This window comes from Legionella cardiaca (assembly GCF_029026145.1).
Taxonomy (GTDB): domain Bacteria; phylum Pseudomonadota; class Gammaproteobacteria; order Legionellales; family Legionellaceae; genus Tatlockia; species Tatlockia cardiaca.
Genome location: NZ_CP119078.1, coordinates 62187 through 88255 on the forward strand (window position 1 = coordinate 62187; position 26069 = coordinate 88255).

The window sequence follows — 26069 nt, forward strand, 5'->3', positions numbered from 1 at the left end:
TGTTTAGCAGATGGATATGATTAAAATAAAATGTCGTAATAGATTCGGACAGAAATATTATAAAAAAAATCATTTCATTAGGTGGGCGTTGCTATTACGGATCTATTAGCAATAGCAACGCATTAATGTTTATCAGGGATGAATTGCACTATTATTATTCATATCATCACCACAATTTTGCTTAAGCGCATTCAAAAGGTTACTCACAATTTTTTGTTTCACCTCTTTAAGTATTTCCGCAGTCTGAAAGAAAGTGCCATAATTCCGAATCACTCGCTTTACTGTATTCACTATCTGTTGTAATGGTTCTGTCATAGTAGCTGTTGCATTGACCAAAGGATGCATCGCTAGAGCCAGTACAATATCTAAATGTCGATTATTGGCAGCCCAACGGAGTGCATAATTATCATCCGCGGCTGGATTGACATTAGGAAGAGTCATTAGAAATTTAACCACGGCTAAATGACCATGACGTGCAGCTGCACGAATGGCATTGTTATTACCTGCATCGGGATTAACATCAGGAAGTGTTATTAGAAATTTAGCCACAGCTAAACGTCCATTACGTGTCGCCACACGGAATGCATGATTATTTGCATCTGAAGTGACACCAGGAAGCGTTACAAGAAATTGGACAACTTCTAAATAACCATTGTATGCAGCCAAACAGAGTGCATTATTTTCATCGCCATTTGGATCCACACCCGGAATGGTCGTTAGAAATTTAATCAAATCTAAATTATTATTAATGATTGCTTTAATAAAAATTTTATTTAATGTCTCAGTCATTAATCCATCATTGGGAGAATTGGTTTCACTTCGTTCGCGCATGATTATTTATTCCAGAATATTCTATGTGAATGAAATATATAGTCATATCATTAGTACTTTATTAAGTTATCTACGCATTTGTCGCGAGATAACTACCTTAGATTGGAAAATAGAGACTTATTGCAAGTCTGTAAGGATTAATAATATGTTAGCTAAATGTTCAGTTTTTATTGCTACCAGTCTTGATGGATTTATTGCTAGAGATGATGGGTCTATTGATTGGTTAACGAAGGCGAATAATCTTGCGCCATCTGGTGAAGATGGTGGTTATAAATCATTTATATCAACAGTCGATGGATTAGTTATGGGAAGGTACTCCTTTGAGAAAGTATTATCATTTGAAACTTGGCCATATGGAGACCTTCCAGTAATGGTGATGACTAACCACCCCATAGAAATACCTGTGCATTTGAAAAAATGCGTCTCCACATCTTCAGAAACACCTACAGAACTAGTAAACCGGTTAACAAATGAAGGGTATAAGCATCTTTACATTGATGGAGGCATTACTATTCAAAACTTTATAGCTAGTGGCCTGATTAACGAATTAACAATAACTATTGTTCCGGTTTTGCTAGGTTCTGGTCGCCCATTATTTGGAGCATTGGCACGGGATATTGAATTAAACCAAATGACAACGTACACACTGGGTGGTGGTTTTGTCCAAGTTAAATACAAATTAATGTAACCGACTTGTCAAAGCAAAAAAATGACTGCATTAGTTTATGGCTGACGCATCCCCATTATTAATAGAGTATCTAAGGTAGAAAGTTGTGTACAACAAATTATTAATGTTAGCGTGCCACCTGAAGATTAAGCACAAGGTTTCATACAGATCAACCTGATTTGTCTAATTGGCTAGATAGTAAACCCTTAAGAATAGGGTCCGCTTCTTTTATAAATTCACTATCATCATAAGTGGTTGAAGAATCAAAAACATGATTATATTGAACTTTAACTTTGGTATCGTTAGTAAATAATTGGATATCTGCAGATTTATAATTTTCCTTCTTAAAAAATGCAATTAATTTTTTGTCACAGCCTGCAGGAAGAAAAAAGCCGTTCACACTGACTTGAGTGCTGCATTTTTTGTCTCCTGATTCTGAGCAAGGAGAATGTGTTAAAAAAATATCAATTTTGATAATTTTTTGATTTGGAAAGGTTGCTTTAAATTTGCTCACAGCCTCCGGGAAACCACGAATGAGATTTTCTTCTGCATGTTGGGAGTGTTTTGGAAATAGTTCCGGAACATTCGCTTCAACCATAAACTTAAAAAGTTGAAATTTATTATGATTATCAATGTATTTTGTATCCTGATGCCGTATTTCATTCCCAATAACCATTTTAGCATGAACTTGCATAATGGTTGCTATTTCAGCGTCCGGGTTGCTGCGAAAAACAAAATAGGCTTGACCATTAAAACTTATAATAGCGAATACCTCTTTAGATTTTCGTTTAAATGCTGTGGTGGCTTCAGAAAGGGAGCGGTATAGTTTCATTTAAATTGAGCTTTTTGCCGTAAATTAATTCATTATATGTAGTTTTTATTAAGGAATTCTTATCTTCAGTAGTTATATTTTCTTGAAATAAAATAGCTATTTGGGTCACAAATACCTCTTCTTTGCTACGTACCGTGCTTAATGCGCATCAAGGAAGAGAATCACGTAGACATTTGGATACCTAACTATTATGCGTTACTCTGTTATTTTTCCCACGTAGCTATGGAAGTGGTATAAGCCAAAGAGATGCTCAAAAATTAGAAGCCCTGTTGCTCTTTCATAAATTTAAGCATTATGTTTTATAATAAAATAGATTGGTGTATAATTTGCCATTTGTGATTTTTTTATCAGGATAACTCATGTCATTATTCATTTTGGGCACCACCGCTAAAGTAATAAATAAATCAATTTTTGAAAAAGATTCAAGGTCTCTGCGCTCCTATTTTTTCAAACCTTATAAAGTTCCTGAAAAATTTTTAGTTAGAACAACTTCAATTGTTACAGATGCACCAATATTGGGAATAACTTCGGCAGTAGTGGCATTATTTGCTGGACTTGAGTTTTTAAGAGCTATCGGCAATTTGGTCACTGGCAATTTTAAAGATTCTCTGGAAAATCTGAAAGGAGTTGGCGCCTGCCTGGTTATGTCTGCAGCTTTTGCGGTTCTCGCCACATTTAGTCCAATCATTAATACTGTTGATTTGGTTGGCGGTATGGTAAATAGTCTTCGTGAATGCTGTGTAAGTTCTGAAGAATCTGCATATACCAATTCAATATAGTGATAGCAGATGCGCGTTATATTAACGCGCATTTCTTTCGTCTGCCTCTAAATAGAGACTACGAAGAGCAACCAAGAATTATTCTTCATTTGCCGTATAGCCACATCCCTCGTGAGGACAAATGATTTGTCTACCTGCTCGCTTAGTTTCTTTTACGGTTAATAAAGGCCAAGCACATTGGGGACAAGGTTTATCAATGGGCTCATTCCACAGAGCATAGTCACATTTTGGATAGCTACCACAAGAATAAAAGATTTTACCTTTACGTGACTTACGTTTGAGAATTTTGGCACTATGACATTTAGGACATTCTACACCTGTATCTTCAGGCTTTTCGATAGGCTCAATATATTTGCATTGCGGATAATTACTGCACCCAATAAAACGACCATAGCGTCCCGTTTTGATATGTAACGGTCCTGAGCATTCGGGGCAAATACGTCCTTCAACAATATCAGCCTCCGGTTTGTCACTTTCCTGGCTATTTAAATCCTGAGTATAATCGCATTCAGGATACCCTGTGCATCCAATAAAGCGTCCGCGTTTACCTAAACGAATCGCCAATGGTTTGCCGCATTTAGGGCATTGCTCGTCAAGTGTTTCAGTCGTGATGTCTTTACGCTGCACCTGGGTATCGATATGTTGAATTTGATCAATAAAAGGTTTCCAAAACTCTTCCAATACTGGAACCCACTCGCGTTCGCCACGCGAAATCGCATCTAAAGTGTCTTCTAGTTGCGCTGTGAATTTATAATCAACATAGCGCGTAAAATGGCCGGTAAGAAAGCGATTTACAATACGTCCGACATCCGTGGGAACGAAACGCTTTTTATCGACAATCACATATTCACGTTGCTGTAAAGTGTGAATAATGGTGGCATAAGTTGATGGACGCCCGATGTCATATTCTTCCAGTGCTTTTACTAAAGAGGCTTCTGAGTAACGAGGAGGTGGTTCAGTAAAATGTTGATTTGCAAGAATATCCTGAAGATTAATCTTTTCACCGATTTTTAGTGTAGGCAACAAAACTGCATTGTGGTCGTCATCCTGAATATCGTCATGACCTTCTTCATAAACGGTAAGGAAACCAGGAAAAATAATAGTGGAACCGGTGGCGCGAAAAATATTTCCTTCCCCACAGCTTAGATCAACGGCCACGGTATCAATAATTGCTTCTGCCATTTGGCAGGCAACCGTGCGCTTCCAAATAAGATTGTAAAGTTTAAATTGATCGGCTGTTAATGCCTGTTGTACCATCTCTGGCGTACGTTTAATAGACGTCGGGCGAATGGCTTCGTGTGCTTCTTGCGCGTTTTTCGATTTGGTTTTAAAAACACGGGGTGTGTCAGGACAATTATCTTTGCCATAACGTTCTACAATAAAACTGCGGATTTCTTCAATGGCTTCATTGGCTAGATTGACCGAGTCCGTACGCATATAGGTAATTAAGCCCATTGTGCCGGTGCCAATATCAATACCTTCATAAAGCTGCTGGGCAATCATCATCGTTTTTCGTGCAGTAAAACCTAATTTTCTGGCTGCTTCCTGTTGCAACGTTGAGGTGATGAATGGCGATGCCGGTTTACGCTTGCGCTGCTTTTTTTCAATATTATCAACTAGTAAGAAACCTTTAGCCTGTTTGAGCAAGCTGTCACGAACGTGATGAGCTCTTGTGCCTTCGTTAATAGTAAATTGCTGGAGCTTTTCTTTTTCAAAATGGGTGAGTCTGGCTTCAAAGGCCGTGCTATCATGTTGACATTGGGCGACTATTCGCCAGTACTCCTGCGGTACAAAACGCTCAATTTCTTCTTCGCGCTCAACAATAAGTCGTAGTGCAGGGCTTTGTACTCGGCCCGCAGATAATCCGCGACGAATTTTTTTCCACAATAGCGGTGATAAATTAAAACCCACTAGATAATCTAAGGCTCGTCTAGCTTGTTGCGCATTAACCAGGTCCATCGCAATTGAGCGTGGATTATTGATTGCTTCCTGAATCGCTGATTTAGTAATCTCATTAAAAAAAATGCGATGAACTTCTTTATTATCTAGTAAATTTCGCTCTTTCATTAATTCATATACATGCCAGGAAATCGCTTCCCCTTCGCGATCAGGGTCGGTTGCAAGAAGTAGAGAGTCGGAATTTTTTAATGCCTTGGCGATAGAATCAATATGTCGTAAATTTTTTTCGATAGGCTTATAAGTCATGTGAAAATCTTTATCAGGATTCACAGAACCTTTGCGTGCAGGAAGATCTCTGACGTGCCCATAGGACGCTAACACGTCATAATCTTTGCCTAAATATTTTTGTATGGTTTTAGCTTTCGCGGGAGATTCCACGATAACCAAGTGTTTACTCATAAAAAATTAACCTTTCCTTGGGGTAATAATTAATGTAACGCTAGCTTATCTTCCTTTTGGTATAGCACAAGATCAAGAAAAGCTAATTGATTGGCATCAAGGTTGTCGGCAAGTGTATTACGAATAATCCATTTTGTTTCTTGTAAAGTAACAAATCGTGATTCAGAAAATAATAGTTGATTAATAATCAATTCCAATGTTTCTTGGGCAATAATACCCCACTGAATGACACGTGTTAAAAATTGATAACTTGCTTTAGTAAATTTTTGTCGCTCATCTTCTGTAAAAATACGCATGGCTGTGCTTTGCGCATCTCTGATAAAAAGAGTTCGACTTTCTAAACTGGCGTTTTCAGATGAATCTGGGTTATCAGTGTCCGCATTCGTTTGACTTTCTTTTAATTGCGCCAAGCTTTTTTCAAAAAAACTCATTAACATTTCAAACAAACTATCTTTCATTATGCACACCTCATGTAGCCACCGGGAACTGCTTTCACAATACCCTTTAATTCTAATGTAGCCAGGGAACTGACTACTTCTTCAATACCTAACCCGCTTCGTGCAATGATTTGATCTACTGTCGTTATTTCAAAGCCAATGCACTTTACTAGGTTTTTATTATCCGTGGCAAGGGATAGTGTTGCGCGAGTTTGCATGACTTGCTTACTATCCAGACCTAATGCGTCCATAACATCCTGTGTTGTAGTCACTAACGTTGCTCCTTGTTGCAATAGATAGTGACAACCTCTGGCTTGTGGGTTCAAAATAGAGCCGGGCACTGCCAGGACATCCCGATTTTGCTCAAGCGCGAGTCGAGCCGTAATCAAGGAGCCGCTTTTGATTGCTGCCTCAACAACCAATGTGGCCAATGATAAACCGCTTATTATACGATTTCTGCGTGGAAAATGTCCAGCGACTGGTGGGGTTTTTAAAGAAAATTCACTTAATAATAAGCCTGTCTGGCAGATTTTTTCGGCAAGTTTTTTATGCTGACGTGGATAAATACAATCTATTCCAGTTCCCATGACCGCTACGGTTTTTCCTTTAACATCCAAACAACCCTCATGAGCTTGCGCATCAATGCCTAAAGCAAGACCACTTACAATAACTACTTGATTTGATGCTAATTCAGTGGCGAAGCGCCGTGCTGTCTCACTACCAAGAATAGATGGTTTTCTACTGCCAACAATGGCAACAGTAGGTTCTTGTAAACAGGAGAGATCGCCAATCCCATAAAGTACCGCAGGAGGAGAGGCTATCTCTTTGAGTAAATGAGGGTAATTTTCATCTTCCCAGGTCAATAAATGATGATTGCTAGCCTCTTGCCATCGCAAATCAACTTCAATTTCTTTAAAAGAGAATCGTTTAATAGTTTGAGCGATAGGGGCGGGTAAGCCTGCTTGTTCTAATTGCTGAATTGATAATTGAAACATCTCTTGTAAATTCGGCCAACGCAACAAGAGTTTTGCGATGGTTTGTGGACCTATGGAGGGCATTTTATTTAACGCAACAAGATAGGGCGTGTTGTTCATTAACTAATTAATCCATTAATTGGCAGCAAGAATCCAGGACTTCAGAATGTTAGCCTAACCATTTTTTAAGACTATGAATGTTTCCATTAAGGCAAAGGTCTTGAGATAACTTGCAGCGATACGAGGTGTTGGGTGATAATACCATGTATTATACGCTTTAAAATAGATAGTTATGGCCATTCGTAAAATTCTTTATTTACCTGATGAAAGACTACGACAGATTGCAAAACCTGTTGAGCAGTTTGATGATGCATTACAAGCTTTAATCGAAGATATGTTTGAAACAATGTATAGCGTCAATGGTGTAGGCTTGGCAGCGCCTCAGATCGGCGTGAGTTTGCGATTATCAGTCATTGATGTCGTTGGCGATAAAACCCAGCAATTGGTGTTAATAAATCCTGAAATTCTTGCTTCTGAAGGGAAAATGGAATATCAAGAGGGGTGTTTATCAGTGCCCGGTGCTTATGATACCGTTGTACGCGCTCAAAAAGTGACAGTTCGTGCTCTGGATCGTTTTGGTAAATCTTTTGAAATGACTGCCGAAGGGCTCCTTGGTGAATGTTTTCAGCATGAAATTGATCACATGAACGGCAAATTGTTTGTTGATTTATTATCACCACTTAAGCGCGCCATGGCGAGAAGGAAATTGGATAAATACAAGCGGCAGAAATCTCGTAAATAAAGCGAGTGGAATCCAGCCTGTAAGTCTACTATTTAAGTAGACGTTTCTATAGCTCAAGCCCAGGAGTAAATTTGAACATCGTCTTTGCTGGTACCCCAGAATTTACTTTACCAAGTCTTCGCGCGCTTGCAGAATCAGCGCATCGTTTGTTGGCAGTGTATACCCAACCGGATAGACCTGCAGGAAGAGGGCGTAAATTGCAGCCCTCCGCGGTGAAAAGCTGGGCGCTCACACAACATATACCCATTTATCAACCGCTCAATTTTCGCAATGAAGAAGATGTTGCAGAACTTGCTGCTCTGCAACCAGATTTGATGGTAGTTATTGCTTATGGACTTATTTTGCCCCGTAGGGTACTTGCTATACCTAAATTAGGTTGCATTAATGTTCACGCCTCATTACTACCGCGCTGGCGAGGAGCATCTCCTATTCAGCATGCTATTTTGCATGGTGATAGTGAGACTGGGGTGACGATTATGCAAATGGATGCAGGTATGGATGCGGGCGATAAATTAATGGAAGTTCGCTGCCCAATTTTGCCTGACGATACTGCAGGAAATTTACATGACAGACTCGCCGAGCTCGCAACAGAGCCTTTATTGGCAACGATAAATGCTTTAGCGCTTGGACAAGCGATGCCAGAAGCACAGCACCATGAGCAAGCGACTTATGCAAAAAAAATTAGCAAGGAAGATGCGGCTATTGATTGGCATAAAACTGCCAATGACATTAACAATCAAATTCGTGCGTATAATCCTTGGCCAATAGCCTATACAAAGATTGGCGAAGAGATATTGCGTATTTATCGGGCTCATGTAGTAGAGCACTCGGTTACTGCTGAACCTGGAACCATCTTGTCTCTGGATAAACAAGGCATGCTGGTAGCAACCGGTCAACATGCTCTTATGGTTGAGTACATTCAATTTCCTGGCTCAAAAGTAATGAAAGTAGCGGATTGGTTAAACGCGAATCGCTCACAACTGAAAGTGAATTTTGTTTTACAATGAAAAAAACAGAACGATTACAAGCATTAAAAATTCTAACGAAAGTATTGCAGGACAAATCACCACTTTCTCACATGATGCAATCTACCAAAGAGCTGACACCTTTTACAAAAGAGCTTTGCTTTGGTGTTTGTCGACATTATTTCCGTCTCCAGGCCATGGCCAACTGTCTTGTTGATAAGCAACCGAAAGTAATTGAAGTATGGTTAGCCTTATTAATGGGACTTTATCAATTGCATTTCATGCAAAAACCCGATTATGCCGTTGTAAAAGAAACGGTGAATTTGCTCGAGCAAAGCAAAAAAATTTGGGCAAAGGGATTAGTTAATGCCGTATTAAGGCGATTTTGCCGCGAGCAACAAACAATATTGTCACAGTTACAGAATAATAAGGAATTCATTTATGGACATCCTCAGTGGTTTATGCAGCGTGTACAAAAAAATTGGCCAGAATCTTGGCAGGAAATTTTAAAAGCAAACGACATCCACCCGCCGATGAGTTTACGGGTGAATGCTCGTCATTTGCCAAGACAGCAATATTTGGAAAAATTACAACAAGCAGGCATTCAGGCCTATCCTCATCGTTATTCTGAAGTGGGCATTCGTCTTGAGAGTGCTAGTGATGTTTACGAACTACCAGGGTTTAATCAAGGCGACATTTCTGTACAAGATGAGTCAGCGCAATTGGCTGTTTCATTGCTGTCATTGCAACCAGGGCTTCGGGTGCTTGATGCTTGTTGTGCTCCAGGCGGAAAGACCTGTCATATTTTAGAATCAGAACCACAATTAGCAGCCTGCGTCGCCTTGGATGTGGATGAGAAACGTTTGCAACGAGTAAAGGAGAATTTATCTCGTTTAAAATTAGAGGCTAATCTAATCCAGGGCGATGGCTTAAATCCCCAGTCCTGGTGGGATGGGAAGCCCTTTGAACGTATTCTTCTTGATGCGCCATGCTCTGCTACTGGGGTTATCAGGCGGCATCCAGATATTAAACTCTTAAGAACAGCTGAGGAAATTACCTCGATAACCAAGCTCCAGTTTAATTTATTAGTGAGTTTATGGCCCTTACTTGCACGAGGTGGTCTACTCGTTTATGCAACCTGTTCCATTATGAAAGAAGAAAATGAACAACAAATTGCCCGATTTGTGGCAAGTTGCGAAGATTGTTCCATCGTATCAGAGGATAAACCCTGGGGACACAATACAGGTTATGGTTGGCAAATTTTACCCGAAGAAAATAGAGGTGATGGATTTTTTTATAGCGTGCTTAGGAAAGAGTAATAATGCAAATTAATTGGCCTTTAATCATTGTGCTATTTTGTCTGGCTCTGCCAGGAGTATTTATTGCAGTGCCGCGATTGATTAATCTCTTGTTACCAAATAACAGCGAAGAATTAAAAAAACGGGTGAGTCGCCTGGGTATTGCGCAAACATTGTTTATGGTGTTTTTAATGGCCATGGGCGGAAGCGTATTATCGTTAAAAACAGGGTTAAATGCTCCAGTATTAGATGCCATGCTACAGGGAAAACCGGTTTTTGACCAAATACAGGCAATGCTATTGCCCGTGTTTTTAATGACTGTGGGTGGTTTGCTAATTTTCTTCTTTCTCTACTACGGATTAGTTGCCAGTATATTGGATACAGAAACATTTCAGATAATGCGTAAATTAAGAGCAGTCGTGGGGGTTGATGGCTGTATTCTCTACGGTGGCGTTGTTGAGGAAATTATAGCGCGTTGGGGCTTAATAAATGTCACAGCTTTCTTTGCGATTCTTCTGGCGCATCAAAAAAATTCTTTTATCGTTTGGAGCGCTATTGTCTTAAGTGGGTTAATTCTCGCCTTAGTGCAGTTACCTGTTTATATTGCAGCTGGTTGTCAATCAAGCCGACGCTTTATTTATAGCATGTTATTACTCTATGCATGGCAGGCCATTTTATTTGGTTGGATTTTTTGGCAGTTTGGCTTACTGGCGGGTATCGCAGCTCATATGCTTTTTCATGTGGGATGGTATCTTTACGATAGAACATAAGATTGCTTTGGACTGGCAATGTTTAATCGACCCCAAAATACGTCACACCCGCGCAGGCGGACAACCATTTCCTGAATAGTTGCCCATCTACGCCGGCATCCTGATTGCTCTGTGAAAAGTAAAGATTGTGTAAAGCTTGTCTATCTTAATATTGAGTTAATTTTAGTCACTTATTGTTTAACTTTCATTGCTAAACTTAGTGATTTATGACCAATAAACGAAGCGAGTTTGATAATTTGGCGCAAGCTCGGAAACAAACTCCAAATGATTATCAGATTAAGACGGAAACTATTAATTTATATAAGCAGCTGAAGGTTTTAGCGCTTGAAGGAAAAGCCATGGCAGCTTATAAATTAGCAAAAATTTATCCTCAAAATTCCAATCATTTTGTGAAGTGGATGAGGATTGCTGCAGAACAAGGTTTGACGAATGCCATGTTGGATATGGCAAAAGCATTAGCTGAAAAAGGCTCCGTTGGTCAATTACAACAGGCTGCAAATTACCTTGTACGTATTTTACGCTCTGATGATAGCTATATAAAAACACAAGCCAAAGAGTTTCTCAGTGAAAATAGATTATTATCAGCTGAAGTTTCGCGTCAGATGACCAATAAGAGCACGGGTGTGGCTTCCTCCGGATTTTTTGCTCGAAATACACAAGCTATTGAGCCTAATGATTTCTTATTGAATGATGCACTACAAATGAAATAGCGCTTTCCTGTTTTATCGCGCATCGGCAGGTACTTCATAGCCCACATTCTGTAAAAATACTGCGATTCATTATGTAATTTTAAAATCTTATGAAACAATAAGCCATTGCTGTTTATGTTTCTTTCCTATGAAAACATTATTTAAATTAATCCCCATTGAATTTTTACACCCCGGTCGTTATCAGCCACGGAAAAACTTTGATGACTTAGCGCTACAAGAATTGGCGGATTCCATTGCTTCTCAAGGCTTAATTGAGCCCTTAGTGATTAGGGAACTAACAAAAGATAAGTACGAAATCATTGCGGGTGAAAGGCGTTGGCGAGCGGCGATGATTGCTGGATTGGCCGAGCTTCCATGCCTTATTGGTGATTATTCCGATGAGCAAGCCGCCGCCGTTACGCTGATTGAAAATATTCAACGAGAAAATTTAAATTTAATTGAAGAAGCCAACGGTTATCGTCGCCTGCTGGATGAGTTTCATTTTCAACAGGATGAAATAGCCGCTTTAGTTGGCAAATCCCGCAGCCATATCACGAACATTTTACGTTTGTTAACCTTGTGTGAGAGTGTGCAGGAGCAGGTAAAATCAGGAAGCCTGTCCATGGGGCATGCAAAAATGTTGGTTGGGCTCTCAGCAAATCAACAATCTTCTTTAGCAACACAAATTACGGAGCATGACTGGTCAGTACGTTATTTGGAGAAAAAAGTTAAAGAAATGAAAGGAAGAGAACAACCACTACGAGATTCGCATCGTGATCGTGATATTAAGAGATTAGAAGCTCAAATTGCGGAACAAATAGGTGCTCCTGTTCAAATTGTTAACGGCGAGGGCAATGGTGGTTGGCTTCAAGTAAAATTTTTCGATAATGATACCTTAGCAGGACTTCTGGAGCGCATGGGCTTACGATATGATTAATATTTCTTTATTAAAATTCAATATGAAGGAACCGAAATTGATGAAAAGGATGTTGTCGGGTGCATTGTTAGCCTTGTTAACGGCCTCTTCTCATGCCAGTTTTCAAAGCGGTGCTGATAATTTAATTAATCAGGTATCCCGTTCGCTTAATATTGGTGTTGAAGTGGTTGATTTAACCACAGGGGCAATTTTATATCGCCGCAATCAAGACCGCACCTTTGTCCCTGCCAGCAATATGAAATTATTTTCAGATGCAGCAGCCCTCATGGTATTGGGACCAGATTATCGCTTTAAAAATCAATTAAGCACAAACGCTTCGCAACTACAACAAGGTATTTTAAAGGGCTCATTATACTTGCATCTTTCAGGCGATCCGTCCTTTAATCACGAGCGTCTGGCTATCCTTTTGGCGGGTTTAAAAGCCTGGAATATTAATCGTATTCAAGGAAATGTTTACATTGATAGCAGCCATGCGAATGTTAATCCTTATCCGCCTGGCTGGCTGGCAGAAGATCTTATATATAGCTATGGTGCTCCTTTGGCACCGGTAATGATTGATACAAATCGTCTAACGGTAACAGTCAATCCATCTGCAAAAATAGGTGAACCTGCTGTGGTAGAAACCGATGATGCCAGCGGTAGCATTCATATTAATAATGAAGTAATTACAAAAGCCAAAGGTAATCGCTGCGGCGTTGATTTTTCTGTGGATCAAGAAAATAATCTGAGTGTTCGTGGCTGTGTCACTGTAGGGCAATGGGCAGTACAGCAACAAATGGCCATTCGCAACCCCTTAGCCTACGCCCAAGGCCTTATCAAACGACAGTTAGCCGAGGCTAATATTGTATTGGAAGGGAGTGTTCTATTAGGCAAGGCGCCTGCTGGTTCTTTATTAATTGCCACAGAATCATCGAAACCAATCGCGCAGTTGATGGCAGATACCCTTAAACCTTCAGATAATTTATATGCGGATAGTTTGTTCTTGCATGCTGCTGAGAAACTCCATGGCTCGCCGGTCAACTGGGCACAAGCACAACCACTGATAAAAAAATTCATCCAGGAGCAAACAGGCGTAGAGCTAAATAATGCAATACTTACGGATGGTTCTGGATTGTCACGGGATGATTTGCTAACCCCTGGGCAAACCGCAAGTTTATTGCGATTCCTCTACGATAGATTTCCGCTATCTTATGAATACATTTCAGCTCTTCCTGTTTCAGGTCGAGATGGAACACTGCAGAAACGCTTTAAAAAACCAACCCAACAAGATTTAGTACGTGCAAAGACAGGAACCATGCGCGGAATAGTCAGCCTTTCTGGCTACCTCTATACGGCAAATGCGCATACGCTGGCTTTTGCTATTTTTATTAATAATGTCCCGGGCACGAAACCTGAAATTTCAGGGAAATACCGTTATTTAGTGGATGCCTTGTGTACATACTTTTTACAGCAAAAACCTGGTAATAATACCTGGGCGAAAGTATTTTCACCCCATCGCCGTCTTAAGTATCAGCAAAATCCAACGCAAGCTGAAGTGCATAGAGGTCAGCAGGCTCGTTGGCGACGCCTTGAAACCGTTGTAAAAGACGCTCTTAAAGGACAAGAGGTTACAGTAATTTATCGCGGGAATGAGTTAATTCTTAAAGATAATCAGGCTGATGCAACGCCAGTCCTGAATACTTTAAAGAGCTTAAGGAATAAATATCCTTTTGCTGTTGCTTTATCTTCAAAGGTAATGCCGTCTGGAGTAGGCGTTAAGCCGTTTGTTTTATGGATGGAAAAGACAGAGATTCCTGATAATACGCAACGTGTGTGGATTATCCGGGAATCGGTTTCTTAATTTGTTGTCGGCGATAATTGATAATTATCGTCGAGAAAGCTTATTCTTAGGGGATACTAATCACTAAAACCCCAATAAAAATTAATGCCCCACCAATAATTACGGAAAGATCTACATGGTTTTCGCCAAAAAGTAACCAGGTGAAAAGGATAATAAACAAAGGATAAATCAATTCGATGATGCCGGCTAAGGTAGCATTTTTAAATTGAATTGAACAAACAATAAAAAAACTGGCAGCGATAACAATTATAATTTCAGTGATTGTCAGCCAGAGGACAGTTGGTTCAGCAATAAGAAGGGCTAAATCCCTTCTGAAAGAGGTAAAATAGGAAATTATAAAAAATAAAAAACCACCAATTAACATTTCAAAGGCTAGCAAGGTCACTGGCGAGATACTTTGCAATATTTTTTCGGCTAATGAATAATTTAAACCCCACAGTAAAGCAGCGGTAATAGCAAAGACAAGCCACATATCTCCCTCCTCTTGATTGGTTGATTGAGACTTACTTTCTAAAAAAAGAGACAATTTTATCTAACAGTTGCTCTGATTTTAAAATTCGTCGATGGCCAAGCCCTTCGGTAAATAAATAATCATAATCATGCAAATCTGCCGTTAATTGCAGCGCTTCACTATAAGGTACTTCAGCATCTTTTTTGTCATGAATGATAAGAATAGGCTTGCCAATTCGCTTGATAATTTCTTTGGGTTGCACATCCCGTACTTTCAGGGCCGCTTCCTTTTCGATATAAGATTGAAAATATCGTCTGGAACGAGGAGATAATCCCATAAAATGCGTGAAATTATCAAAAATCTTTTGTAGATCGCAGGGAGAGGATACTAGAACAAGTTTACTAACAGAAAATCCTTTATCGGTTGCCAGTATGATCGCTGGGCCACCAAAGGAATGGGCAATAACACCATAAAAGGTGCCTAATTCATTTTGGATTTCAACAATTTTTTGTGCAAATTCCCCCAAATTCGTTCTTTTTCCCGGTGAATCTCCATGTGCAGGCCCATCAATGGCAATAACCTGAAAACCTGCTTTCACTAATGGTTCAATAAAAAATCCTAACTGACTGCCTCTGCCATCCCATCCGTGGAGTAATAAAATTTTAGGTCCAATTCCCCAACGCCAGGATTTTAAGTTATTGGCGAGCGTTTTTTCTTCGCCCGTTTTGATAATTTTCTGTTCCCAATGGGGTCTTGGATGCTTGGTCGGAGTTAAAAAACGTTTAGCACTAATAATGCCTGCCAAAGCAGGGAATAGATAACTCGTAATTGACAGGGCGCGACGATAAATTCTAAATAAAAGAGGTAGCCTCACGTTTTTACTCCCTTAAGGTTTATAAGCTTTAAGCTTTCCTGAAAAGCTAATTGCTCAATTTTGGAGGGCTATATTTCTTATAAAAATTAGGCCATCTTTATCAGGGAATCAAGCAAGGTGCCGAGATTGAATTTTATTTAACAGGAAAATCAAAATAGGTTTTGGGATAAGGTTCATTCTTTAGCGTAAAATGCCACCATTCTTCTTTATAAGGTACAAAACCATAGCGCATCATAAGGTTACGTAATAACAAACGATTGGCTTTTTGTTGCGGAGTCAAATGTTGATAATTGGTATGGGCACTAACATCAAGGCAATCAAAGCGTGTACCGGTATCAATTGAATTATCATCGATATGGTCACGCGTTTTTCCATAGCAACGTGTGCTTGCAATAGATGAAGGCGCTGTTGTTCCTAACTTTATTAACGTGATATCGACGGTGCTGCCACGACTGTGGCCTGAAGCTTTAGCAATGTACCCTTTGGCAAAAAGCATGCTTTTTTCTTCGCGAGGATAGAAATACATCTTTGTTGCTTGATCGCGATCATCCTGACTCCATCGGTAAAAAGCATTCACTGCTCGTTGCGGCCGATAACAATCATATACTTTCAATGTATAGCCCATTGCTAAAGCGGCTTTTTCCACGTTCACTAATTGCCTGGCGGCTGGCAGGCTAAGAATACAATGATGGCTTTGATAACCAGGCACGCGACGTCCCATAAAATTATTTGTTGTCGCGTAGCGTAAATCCTCAATAATTTGCGGTGCGACTTGCTGTAGATAGGCAAATCCCTGAGGCAAGGCCTGAGTTTGTGAACTTAAAAATGCCAAAAATAACAGTAGAAGTTTTTTCATAATAATTAGAAAGAGAACGATAATTTTCTATCATACTGCCTTAGTATAATTAAGAAAATAGGGTGATTTTTGCGCAAGATAAAAATCTCTCATACCATCGGCCTAAACCTATTCTGTCACGTGAGAGTATTTTTTAAAAAAACTGTCTTAAATAATACTCTCTTAAGCTAAGTTCTATAATCTATAGTAGTAGCTCTCTATTGGTAGCAAAACGATTATGCCTATAATTAACGACCTTGAAGCTTATATAGCAAGTAAAAACGACTCTGCAGAAAACCTCGTCAAAAAAAGATTCTTCGGTGAAATTCTTGGCTTAATGAGGGAAAATAGGCTGACTGCAGCACAATTGACGGATGCCCTGGCTAGATTATCTGAAGATGAGCGCACAAAATTATTCTGGTTAGGCAGGAACAAGGCTAGATCATCTTATACACAAGCGGCACAATGGGTACGTGATCTTTATCGTACTTTAAATGTTAACTTAGCTGATCTCGATTTAGTAACGATTGTAGAGACAAAACTTTCTGAGCCTAATAAAGCAATATTAAAGAGTACTCCCTATCACTACTGGCAAAAGCATCCTTCAACGCACGCAAAAAGCGTGCTTGATCACGAATTAAAGCATGCTCTGACGTTTGATAATCGTACGACCCATCAAGGTAAAACCTTAGTTCAAGCAATGCTTGAAGAGTATGAAAAGATAGATATTGCATTTAAAAATCTGCAAAAACATTTAACCCAATTAAATGAGAAGGCTCCTGAATATCTTCCACAAGTGGTAAGTGAGCTTTATAGCTTTTATCTAGCAAGAGACAGGGTAGAAGCGGAAGATTTTATTGACAAATTATTGGATAAAGTGGATGGAAATCCTGACTTAGTGAAGCCTTTACTCCATTCTCATCCTGCGATTGCAACCGCTTTGGTTTCAGCTGATCCTGAGCGGTTTTTCAAACTTCCTCCTGTTTTGCGCAGAAAAGTACAAGCGTCCCTGAGCATTGATAAAATTGAGGAAATTCATGAAGGTATAGAGAGTAACGCGCTATTTACCGGTCTTGATGCTGAAAAATCCGCTTTAATGTTAGACATTCTTCATGATACGCGTATCCGCTCTGACCTTGCAAAAAATACTCATCCTAAACATGACGTTTTTACTCAACTAAAAGAGACAATTTCTGGCCGTTTAGCCGAACAGCAAGATACATTGATTGCCCAGTATCAAGCAAAGCCTGCTATTGAGGCCATTAGAAAATACCTCGCTGAGGGACCGAACACCTTTAAAACAGATTTTTTTAAAAAGTTAATGCGAGACATTGAAGTAAAAGGCTTAACAGTTACTGTGCTTAATGAGCACTTAAGTGCATTAGATGCATCCGAGAAAGAGGCTTTGTTTGCCAAATGGAGTGGACCACATAACTCTCGGGCTGCCGGTGTAATGTTTGAGCTATATAAATTAGCTAATCTAACGGCGAAAGATGAAGAAGTACCCTTTACTAAAGAGGCGTTAGCTGGTCCTTCAGGGGAAGAATTCTATTTAGGAACTGCTGCTGAGAATATTGCCGAGCGCAAAAAGCAATTTCTGGATCTTAAAGTTGAGCAAGTTCTTCTTCACCCACAAGCCAATTATAATACCAAGCTTGGCCAGAAAATTGACACTGTTGTTAAAGAATTTGAAGCTTATGCGCAATTTGAAAAAAGTCGTACCAATCAGCAAGCTAAAGCCGAAGCGATATATCAAACTGCTTTAGTGCAAAAGGCTTTGCATAACGCTACAACTGCGCGGGCTGAAACATTAATCTTTGACCCTCAAGGTCATCTCATTATTCCTGTAAGCTTTACTCCTGAAGACTACAAGCTTATTTGCGGGCAAATAACAGGAATTGACAGAGGGTCGAAAGCTGAATTGGAAAAGTTGTTAGGTGCCAAGCTTACTGACACAACGTTCTGTAACATCGACATTGCTAAACACGATGACTTAAAAGCTAAATTTAAGCGTGCCGTTGATTCCACCGGTGGTTCAGATGCACTCCTGGATGCTTACTTGAGGTCTCCAAAGCGTTCTAGTGTTATTGCCTTGCAAGAAGAAATAATGTTGCATACTTCCTTGTGTTTACGTGCTTTGGAAAAAACCAGCCGTGCAGCAGCGCTCACTCCTCAGGAACGCGATGAGTTAATGCTTGCAATCAATAAGGAAGTATTGGGCACTTTTACCAGAATTTTAAATGAGGTTAAGGGTGCCAATGGCATCGATATTAACTATGTGGAACTTAATAAAAAATTAGACCAAGCCCGGCCGCAACTAGCCAAAATGGCACGTAAAATGTTAGTGGAAGACTTTTTGGCAGCAAAGGATAATTTCAGCGCAATAAATGCTGAATTGAGTAAAAAATTAACAGATAAGGCGTTTGAATCAATTACGGCAACCGGATTGGATTATTTTCGCACCGATGCTAGTAACAAAACGGCGACGCATATTAGTGCGACGGAAAAGACAGCGCATAATAAAAAATTCGGCGCTGAAGAGCAAGCTATCCGCGTTATTAGCCGCTGTCATTATAATCCCGATAGCCATGACGTTACCGCTTATGCCAATAGAACGGTTGAGGCACGTGTTCCATCGATAGCGATTAACACCGGGATCACGAGCGCTGCGCATAAAAGTGCGGTTCGGGATGTCGCTGACAAACTTGCATATGACCATCAATTATTACAGCAACGAAATAGTGCGTACAGGGGGCCTATTGTTTATAACTTATTAACCTCCCTGCACCCCAAGTATATTGATAATCTTCCTCTTGTAGAACTACAGAATAAGCAGCGTGCAAGTGCGGCACGTATTTTGAAGGGTTCTCACTTGTATAATGCGGAGCTGGTCGCAAAAGGGGAGCTTAATTCACTCATCTATGTGCAAAATATTCCCGTTAATCAACATACCTATGAATTGAGTTACAGTGCGAGCGATGGTGCGACGAAAGAAGCTGCGATTATGACGGATATAGCCTTACTGGCTACTTTCAATTATCACGCAGCAGCTTTTTCGCCAGAATTGCGACAAAGCATTACGGCAGCTTATGGCACAGCACATACTAATTATTTGAGTTTTTTATCGCAACGTGGCAATGGTCTGAATTACTTCAAAGATTCCGATTACGGAGATAATACCATAACAACGTTGAAAAGTCTGAAAACAGCATGGAAGGCTACATTAACAAAACCAATGGCTCCTGCTGAAGACATGCCATCCTTAGTGGCCCAGACTTTGTTTAAGATGATGGCAAATGATGCCCATCAAAATAAACAATTTGGCATGCTTTCTCAAGCGTTATCCGTTTTTATCGAGCCTGCCTCACTCGGTGGATGTAAAAGTGCTAATGAGCGTGAGCAAGCAGTAGCCGGGCGTGTCGGATTATTAAAGGGAATCACAGGTGAGCTTGAGGAAGTATCATTATTGAATCCCCTGGATGATTTGTCGCAATTATCTGCAGAAAAAAGAGCTGTGGTTACGGCTATGCAGAACTACCTTGCAGGAACAGGAACGGTTGCGCAAATTCAGGAAGCTGTAGATAAAGCCTTCAATGAGCATAATTTGCAAAGTGCTATCACGGCAATGAGTCCAGAAGATCAAGCTGGTCCTTCTAAAGTACAGGCAACAGAAAATGAAGAGGATCCGGGCGTTATTTCTGAATGGAATACCAACGTGGCAGAATCAGGCTATTTAGATCTTTTATCGCAAACTAACAGCGCCAAGTTGCAGGCTCATAAAGCTGATTTAGCAAAAGATTTCATCGAGTTATGTGCTAATAAAGTAGCTGAGACCCAGGGGCTAAGATATCATTAATAAAATTAAAGAAGCAACAGGCTTTAATAAAAGCACGCTCATTTGAGTTTGTCACAGCAGACTCTTTAAAAGAGTCTTGCTGCTGTGAGCGAAATTTTAATAGTATTCAACAGTAGTTGTTGTTACATCAACAGGTTCTGTATCAACAATATTTACTGAATCATAGACAACTGGAGTAGTTACAACGGGGGTGGTAACTACGCTGGAGCCACAGCAACTAGGCGTCGTAACGACTGCGGTGGTGGCTGTAGGACAACATCTTCTTGGTGTTGTGACCACAGTAGGGCAGCAGCGTTTTGTAACAACGGGAGTTGAAACGACACGAGTTGTAACCACAGGCGTAACACTAACTTGTCTATATTCCACTACATCAGTGTTATAACCACAAGCTGTCAAAATGACTGACATAGGCACTAATGCTATCCGTTTCATAATTGACCTCAAGTCTGCTTCGGTAGCTAAATTGTAGAATATTTGATCACTTTTTGCCAGTTTATTGGTAATCGCGAGGGGTTTTTTCATTGATGTAATAGAGGAATGCAAGCAACTGTGCTACGGCTACATAAAGGTTTGGCGGGATTTCTTTATTTAAATTTACTTGCGCGAGAAGTGCTGTTAATTGTTCATCGTGTTGTAAGGGAACGCCATGTTCTTTGGCGATTTTTATGATCTGCTGGGCAATGGCTCCCTCACCCTTTGCCGTAACTTTAGGCGCTGACTTGCCATCGTAGCGTAGTGCTACGGCTTGTAGTTTGTCTTTTTTCATATTCGTATATCCAGTAAATGAAGATTGCTTGTATCTATTTCTTCACTAAACAATCCCAAATTAACATTCCATAAATTGAGGGATAAATTTAATTCTTGCAGTAAATTGGCAAAAATTTGTTGGCTGGCTGCTAAAAATTCGACTGTTTCTTCTTTTTCCGCATAGAGTTGGATATCAATAGCTGAGCCTTGCAAACTCACCTTGGCTTGTATATCACCAAGATTTGTTAAATGAATTGCAAAACTGATAGACCAGCCTGAAGCCTGGGCATTTTTTTGACGATTATCTTCTAATTTAAGTGGAATAACTTCAAGTCCAGCTAAGGTATTGACGGGTAAATCAAGCATCAAGCTATAAGGGGCTTCTTGTGCGCTCAGTAAATGCAACAATTGATTGGTTTCTATTCGAGCTAAGGTATGGGCCGTATGTTCTCGCAATATAGCAAGCACCTGTTCAAGAGGCTGGTCGGTAAATGAAAGTGGCAGTAAACTGCGCTGAGGTTGTGGGAAGTTAGCTGGTAGCGATAAGGTATCGGACTCGTAATAACTGGCTGGATTACGTAAGGTATTAGATAAGGGTAATTGACTGTTTAGCATAGTCAATAGACGCAAACATTGTCCTTTAAAATCCAAATTTAATGATTCTTTCGGATTATCTCGTCGCCAATTTAAAAGAGAGTTTTCCCAAAAAATACCACTATGACTTATTGCTTGTGCCAAGTGCTGGGGTAATTGTGTCAATGGGGTGATACTTGCCAATAACTGTTGAATTTGTTGCTGAATGGTTGCTGGTAAATTAGGTAACGCCCCTAAACCGCTTAGTGTTGCGAGTAGGTAGGCGGGGGGCGCTTGCTTAGGTAATGTTTGCATTAACGCAGTTTGTAATGGGTTTGTTTGTAGAGGCGTTCGAAGAATTTGTAATACAGCTTCTCCTTCAGTTTGCAGGACCTTAACTTGTAGCAACTCACCGGGTTCGACATGATGTGATGTTCGAGCATTGAGGTTTTGACCATTAATATTGATAAGTACCTGATTTTCACTTAATGCTTTAACCACCACGGTCTTTAATATTTGGCCCACGTAGAGTTCCGTGACAGCCTTGGTCTGTTTTAATTCCTGGATAGGCTCCAACCTGACAATTGGCGTGTTATTCGGTATCTCAACAGCCATATTTCATCCTTTGACTTAATTTACTTGTCATTTATAAAGGCATTTCACTATACTGATGCCCTCTGTATCGGCCGTAATGGCAATCACTTGATGCGGCCAACAGTAGGTAAGTATTGATGTCATTGCCCGTAAAGCCTATTTTGAACAAGTTGCAGGCTGATAAGCAATACCGACCAGAAAGGATATCACCCCTATACAGGGGATACTAAGACAGGGTGTAAAGATGCTAGATAGAGCCAGCGTAGTCGATGAACAATTTATCAACCGCATAAAAAACGGGGATTTTCCTGCTATTAAAAGCGCGACCATGCCCACGGATGTGGATATGGATAAAAAAACTGCGATTGAATTATTTGATTCGCAGATTAAGTCTCGCTTGCTTGACCTTATTGCTCGCCAATTAAAAGAAAAAGGGTTGTCTTATTACACCATCGGTAGCAGTGGTCATGAAGGTAATGCCGTATTTGGCAAAGTCTTTAGAGCCAGTGATATGGCTTTTTTACATTATCGCAGTGGTGCCTTTTACATACAACGAGCCAAGCAATTAGCAAGCACAGACGGCGTAAGAGATATTTTATTGTCGTTGGTTGCTGCGGCTCAAGATCCAATAGCCGGTGGGCGACATAAGGTATTTGGAAGTGTTCCTTTAACTATTCCTCCCCAAACGTCAACCATTGCGTCTCATTTACCCAAAGCATTAGGTACAGCATTGTCGATTACGCGTGCCAAAGAATTAGCGATTCATAGTAAATTACCTGCTGATTCGCTTATTTTATGTTCTTTTGGCGATGCCTCAACAAACCACGCTTCAGCACAAACAACGTTGAATGCTTGCTCCTGGATTGCAACACAACCTTATCCATTACCTTTAATTTTTATCTGTGAAGACAACGGCATCGGTATTTCAGTTCCGACACCGAACACCTGGATAGAAACGTCAATAAAACAGCGTCCGGGACTGCACTATATAAGTTGCGATGGTTTAAATATTGCTGATATTTATCAAAAGGCACAGCAAGCTGAATATCTGGCTAGAGTAAAAAAACAGCCCGTATTTTTACACATGAAATGTGTGCGGCTATTAGGGCATGCTGGTTCTGATATCGAGTCACAATATAATACACAGGCTGAAATTGAGCAAAGAGAAGCAAACGATCCCTTATTATATACAGCGGGTATCCTTTACCGGGAAGGATGGATGACCTTAGAGGCTATCATTGATTTATATCAAGATAATCGCGCCCTGATTGAAGCAAAAGCCATGGAAGCAATTCACTTGCCTAAAATGAGCAGTGCCAAAGAAGTGATGTCATCATTACTACCGAAAGGACGAAATAAACGTGCTTACTTACCGCCAGATGAGTCAAGACGTCAGCAAGTTTTTGCTGGAAGTTACAACCAGTTAACCATGAAGCGTAACCTTTGCCAGAATATTAATTTTGCCTTAACCGATTTAATGATGCAGTACCCTAACATGCTAGTATTTGGTGAAGATGTGGGTAAAAAAGGCGGAGTTTATCGGGTTACGGCCGATCTTCAGGCACGTTTTGGTCAAAGACGTGTATTTGACTCGCTGCTTGATGAAACAACAATATTAGGGACAGCAATCGGATTGGCGCATAATGGCTTTTTGCCTGTTCCTGAAATTCAATTCTTAGCTTATTTACATAATGCCGAGGATCAATTGCGCGGAGAGGCATCGACCTTATCGTTTTTCTCTAATGGTCAATATCAAAATCCTATGGTGATTCGTATTGCTTCCTTAGCCTATCAAAAAGGCTTTGGCGGTCATTTTCATAATGATAACTCCATTGCTGTCCTTAGGGATTTGCCGGGTGTATTGGTGGCTTGTCCTTCTAATGGACCTGATGCTGCCATGATGTTGCGAACTTGCATGAAATTAGCCCATCAAGAAGGGCGTGTCATCGTCTTTCTAGAGCCCATTGCCTTATACATGACGAAAGATTTACATGAAACGGGGGATAATGGTTGGTTATTTGAATACCCTGCTATTGAGAAAACGATCGACGTTGGTGAAGTAGGGGTTGATGGCGAAGGTGATACCGTTATTCTTAGCTATGCCAATGGTTATTATTTATCAAAGCAAGCGGCAAAAATTTTAAAGGATCAACATAACATTGAGGTGAAATTGGTTGATTTACGCTGGTTAAGTCCTTTGCCAACGGAAGCAATAATCCGCGAAGTTGCAAAAGCAAAACGCGTTTTAATTGTCGATGAGGGCCGTCAAAGCGGTTCTGTGAGTGAGGGATTAATGACATTATTAATGGAGCATGCACCTAATCGTTTAAAAATAAGACGCATTACAGGTGAAGATTGCTTTATTCCATTAGGTACTGCATGGCAGTATCTGTTGCCAAGCCGTGATTCTATTGTTGCTGCGATTTTGGCATTGCATTCAGTTAAAAGGGAGAAGGAACGTGGACGATTTGTTATTTCTTGACGAACAATTACACGATGATGAACGTATGATTCGCGATAGCGTCTCACGTTTTGTCAATCAAGATGTCATACCTTTAATGGCCGACGCTTTTGAGCATGCCGAATTTCCTAGAGAGTTGATAAAAAAATCGGCGGAGTTGGGATTGTTAGGTTTAACCTTGCCCGCAGAATACGGGGGGGCGGAAGCATCTTATGTTTCCTATGGTCTGGTTTGTCAGGAATTAGAGCGTGGTGATAGTGGATTACGCAGTTTTGTTTCTGTGCAAAGCTCTTTATGCATGTATCCCATATTTCGTTATGGCAGCGAAGAACAAAGAAAACGTTTTTTACCCGCTATGGCGGCAGGTGAAATCATTGGCTGCTTTGGTTTGACCGAACCAGATTCAGGATCTGATCCTGCCAGCATGCGGACTAATGCAAAAAAGGTTGATGGTGGTTGGCGTTTAAATGGCGCTAAAATGTGGATTACCAATGCACCTATTGCCGATATTGCGATTGTGTGGGCAAAGACTGAAGCGGGTATTCGTGGTTTTATCGTTGAAAAAGGGTTTAAGGGATTTAGTTGTCCTGAAATAAAACAAAAAATGTCTTTGCGTGCTTCAATCACTGGTGAAATAGTTTTTGAAGACGTTTTTGTGCCCGATGAAAACTTATTGCCAGCCAGTGATAAAGGGTTGGGTGCAGCCTTGAGTTGTTTAAGTCAAGCTCGTTATGGTATTGCCTGGGGGGCGATGGGTGCTGCAATGGCATGCTTTGATATTGCACGGGATTATTTGCTCGAACGCAAACAATTTGATAAGCCCTTAGCTTCCTTTCAGTTAATCCAAAAAGATTTAGCGACGATGTATACCGAAATAATTAAAGCACAATGCATGAATTTACAAATTGGTCGTTTAAAAGATCAACAGCGTGAAACACCTGTCATGATTTCATTGGCAAAAGGGAATGCCTGTCGAGAAGCGCTAAAAATTGCTCGTATGTGTCGTAATCTATTGGGTGGTAACGGAATTAGCCTGGAGTATCATGTTATCCGTCATATGCTAAATCTAGAATCAGTATTTACCTATGAAGGAACTGACAATGTCCATACGCTGGTCTTAGGGCGCCATATCACCGGTATTAACGCCTTTAGTTAAAGATTAAAGGGCTAAGGGCATTGTCTCTTAGCCTTTACCTGCCTTCTCGTCAAGCTTCATCTCAAAAATCGTTTTCCGTCTATAATTAGAAAAGGGCGATACAATAGTTGAGAGAACTATGACGAAGTTAGAAAAGGAAACGGTCGATACGTTAATCAAACCCCAGGTAGATTTTTCTGATGAATTAGCATTGGAAGGCTCTTCTAACGAATTAAATCAAAACCAGTTTATAGGTGGTGATGAGGTTAATTTATTGGGTGATGGCGTTCCAGGCTATGAAACAACAGGAGAAACGACCCCTGAGGATGAAATTGCCAATAGTCAGCCTTCTCCTAATGTTTAG

The 26069-nt window shown here is 40.3% G+C and carries 24 protein-coding genes; 13 read left to right on the top strand and 11 right to left on the bottom strand.

Annotated features, from left to right (window positions below; genetic code table 11):
- Positions 1-132 precede the first annotated feature (132 nt).
- Positions 133-831, bottom strand: a complete 699-nt coding sequence (locus PXX05_RS00295; RefSeq protein ID WP_275089063.1) for an ankyrin repeat domain-containing protein — start codon at positions 829-831, stop codon at positions 133-135.
- A gap of 145 nt (positions 832-976) precedes the next feature.
- Here PXX05_RS00295 and PXX05_RS00300 point away from each other — a divergent pair, with 145 nt between their 5' ends.
- Positions 977-1519, top strand: coding sequence for a dihydrofolate reductase family protein (locus PXX05_RS00300; RefSeq protein WP_275089064.1), 543 nt, complete (start codon positions 977-979; stop codon positions 1517-1519).
- A gap of 148 nt (positions 1520-1667) precedes the next feature.
- Here the strand turns inward: PXX05_RS00300 and PXX05_RS00305 are convergent, their stop codons facing one another.
- Positions 1668-2330, bottom strand: a complete 663-nt coding sequence (locus PXX05_RS00305) for a hypothetical protein (RefSeq protein WP_275089065.1) — start codon at positions 2328-2330, stop codon at positions 1668-1670.
- A 359-nt stretch (positions 2331-2689) separates the two neighbouring features.
- Here PXX05_RS00305 and PXX05_RS00310 point away from each other — a divergent pair, with 359 nt between their 5' ends.
- Positions 2690-3109, top strand: a complete 420-nt coding sequence (locus PXX05_RS00310) for a hypothetical protein (RefSeq protein WP_275089066.1) — start codon at positions 2690-2692, stop codon at positions 3107-3109.
- A gap of 78 nt (positions 3110-3187) precedes the next feature.
- On the opposite strand, the gene topA is transcribed toward PXX05_RS00310, so the two are convergent.
- The 3 genes from topA to dprA are packed head-to-tail and all read right to left on the bottom strand — an operon-like array spanning position 3188 to position 6998.
- On the bottom strand, positions 3188-5467 hold the full coding sequence (gene topA, locus PXX05_RS00315; RefSeq protein ID WP_275089067.1) for a type I DNA topoisomerase: 2280 nt from the start codon (positions 5465-5467) through the stop codon (positions 3188-3190).
- A 29-nt stretch (positions 5468-5496) separates the two neighbouring features.
- Positions 5497-5925: a DUF494 family protein gene (locus PXX05_RS00320; protein WP_275089068.1), complete on the bottom strand. Its 429-nt coding sequence runs from the start codon at positions 5923-5925 to the stop codon at positions 5497-5499.
- A complete protein-coding gene (gene dprA, locus PXX05_RS00325) occupies positions 5925-6998 on the bottom strand; it encodes a DNA-processing protein DprA (protein ID WP_275089069.1) in 1074 nt (357 codons plus the stop codon). Before dprA ends, PXX05_RS00320 begins: the two co-directional genes overlap by 1 nt.
- Before the next feature lie 172 nt (positions 6999-7170).
- On the opposite strand from dprA, the gene def reads away from it, so the two are divergent.
- The 7 genes from def to dacB all read left to right on the top strand — a co-directional run bounded on the left by def (position 7171) and on the right by dacB (position 14179).
- Complete coding sequence (gene def, locus PXX05_RS00330; RefSeq protein WP_275089070.1) at positions 7171-7680, top strand: peptide deformylase; 510 nt, start codon at positions 7171-7173, stop codon at positions 7678-7680.
- Positions 7681-7751: 71 nt separating this feature from the next.
- Positions 7752-8687, top strand: coding sequence for a methionyl-tRNA formyltransferase (gene fmt / locus PXX05_RS00335; protein WP_275089071.1), 936 nt, complete (start codon positions 7752-7754; stop codon positions 8685-8687).
- Positions 8684-9964, top strand: a complete 1281-nt coding sequence (gene rsmB / locus PXX05_RS00340; protein ID WP_275089072.1) for a 16S rRNA (cytosine(967)-C(5))-methyltransferase RsmB — start codon at positions 8684-8686, stop codon at positions 9962-9964. The genes fmt and rsmB overlap by 4 nt, the downstream gene beginning before the upstream one ends.
- Positions 9965-9966: 2 nt before the next feature.
- Positions 9967-10713, top strand: a complete 747-nt coding sequence (locus tag PXX05_RS00345) for a CPBP family intramembrane metalloprotease (protein ID WP_275089073.1) — start codon at positions 9967-9969, stop codon at positions 10711-10713.
- Between the two features lie 206 nt (positions 10714-10919).
- Positions 10920-11423, top strand: coding sequence for a hypothetical protein (locus tag PXX05_RS00350; protein ID WP_275089074.1), 504 nt, complete (start codon positions 10920-10922; stop codon positions 11421-11423).
- A 127-nt stretch (positions 11424-11550) separates the two neighbouring features.
- Positions 11551-12339: a ParB/RepB/Spo0J family partition protein gene (locus tag PXX05_RS00355; protein ID WP_275089075.1), complete on the top strand. Its 789-nt coding sequence runs from the start codon at positions 11551-11553 to the stop codon at positions 12337-12339.
- A 40-nt stretch (positions 12340-12379) separates the two neighbouring features.
- Positions 12380-14179, top strand: coding sequence for a D-alanyl-D-alanine carboxypeptidase/D-alanyl-D-alanine endopeptidase (gene dacB, locus PXX05_RS00360; RefSeq protein WP_275089076.1), 1800 nt, complete (start codon positions 12380-12382; stop codon positions 14177-14179).
- Positions 14180-14225: 46 nt separating this feature from the next.
- Here the strand turns inward: dacB and PXX05_RS00365 are convergent, their stop codons facing one another.
- The 3 genes from PXX05_RS00365 to PXX05_RS00375 form a co-directional block, all read right to left on the bottom strand.
- Positions 14226-14651 carry a DMT family transporter gene (locus tag PXX05_RS00365; protein ID WP_275089077.1) on the bottom strand — a complete coding sequence of 142 codons (426 nt, stop codon included), beginning with the start codon at positions 14649-14651 and terminating at the stop codon, positions 14226-14228.
- Positions 14652-14682: 31 nt separating this feature from the next.
- Entirely contained in the window at positions 14683-15504 is an 822-nt protein-coding gene (locus PXX05_RS00370) for an alpha/beta hydrolase (RefSeq protein WP_275089078.1), read from the bottom strand.
- 133 nt (positions 15505-15637) lie between these two features.
- Positions 15638-16360 carry a M15 family metallopeptidase gene (locus PXX05_RS00375; protein WP_275089079.1) on the bottom strand — a complete coding sequence of 241 codons (723 nt, stop codon included), beginning with the start codon at positions 16358-16360 and terminating at the stop codon, positions 15638-15640.
- 217 nt (positions 16361-16577) lie between these two features.
- On the opposite strand from PXX05_RS00375, the gene PXX05_RS00380 reads away from it, so the two are divergent.
- A complete protein-coding gene (locus PXX05_RS00380) occupies positions 16578-20195 on the top strand; it encodes a hypothetical protein (protein ID WP_275089080.1) in 3618 nt (1205 codons plus the stop codon).
- Positions 20196-20291: 96 nt separating this feature from the next.
- Here PXX05_RS00380 and PXX05_RS00385 read toward each other — a convergent pair whose 3' ends face one another.
- The 3 genes from PXX05_RS00385 to fliK form a co-directional block, all read right to left on the bottom strand.
- A complete protein-coding gene (locus PXX05_RS00385) occupies positions 20292-20627 on the bottom strand; it encodes a hypothetical protein (RefSeq protein WP_275089081.1) in 336 nt (111 codons plus the stop codon).
- A gap of 61 nt (positions 20628-20688) precedes the next feature.
- Positions 20689-20961 carry an EscU/YscU/HrcU family type III secretion system export apparatus switch protein gene (locus tag PXX05_RS00390; protein ID WP_275089082.1) on the bottom strand — a complete coding sequence of 91 codons (273 nt, stop codon included), beginning with the start codon at positions 20959-20961 and terminating at the stop codon, positions 20689-20691.
- Positions 20958-22130: a flagellar hook-length control protein FliK gene (gene fliK / locus PXX05_RS00395; protein ID WP_275089083.1), complete on the bottom strand. Its 1173-nt coding sequence runs from the start codon at positions 22128-22130 to the stop codon at positions 20958-20960. Before fliK ends, PXX05_RS00390 begins: the two co-directional genes overlap by 4 nt.
- 223 nt (positions 22131-22353) lie before the next feature.
- On the opposite strand from fliK, the gene PXX05_RS00400 reads away from it, so the two are divergent.
- The 3 genes from PXX05_RS00400 (at position 22354) to PXX05_RS00410 (ending at position 26069) form a co-directional block, all read left to right on the top strand.
- Entirely contained in the window at positions 22354-24591 is a 2238-nt protein-coding gene (locus PXX05_RS00400) for a dehydrogenase E1 component subunit alpha/beta (protein WP_275089084.1), read from the top strand.
- Positions 24569-25726: an acyl-CoA dehydrogenase family protein gene (locus tag PXX05_RS00405; protein WP_275089085.1), complete on the top strand. Its 1158-nt coding sequence runs from the start codon at positions 24569-24571 to the stop codon at positions 25724-25726. Before PXX05_RS00400 ends, PXX05_RS00405 begins: the two co-directional genes overlap by 23 nt.
- Before the next feature lie 118 nt (positions 25727-25844).
- Positions 25845-26069 (top strand): hypothetical protein, encoded by a 225-nt coding sequence (locus PXX05_RS00410; RefSeq protein ID WP_275089086.1) that lies wholly within the window; start codon positions 25845-25847, stop codon positions 26067-26069.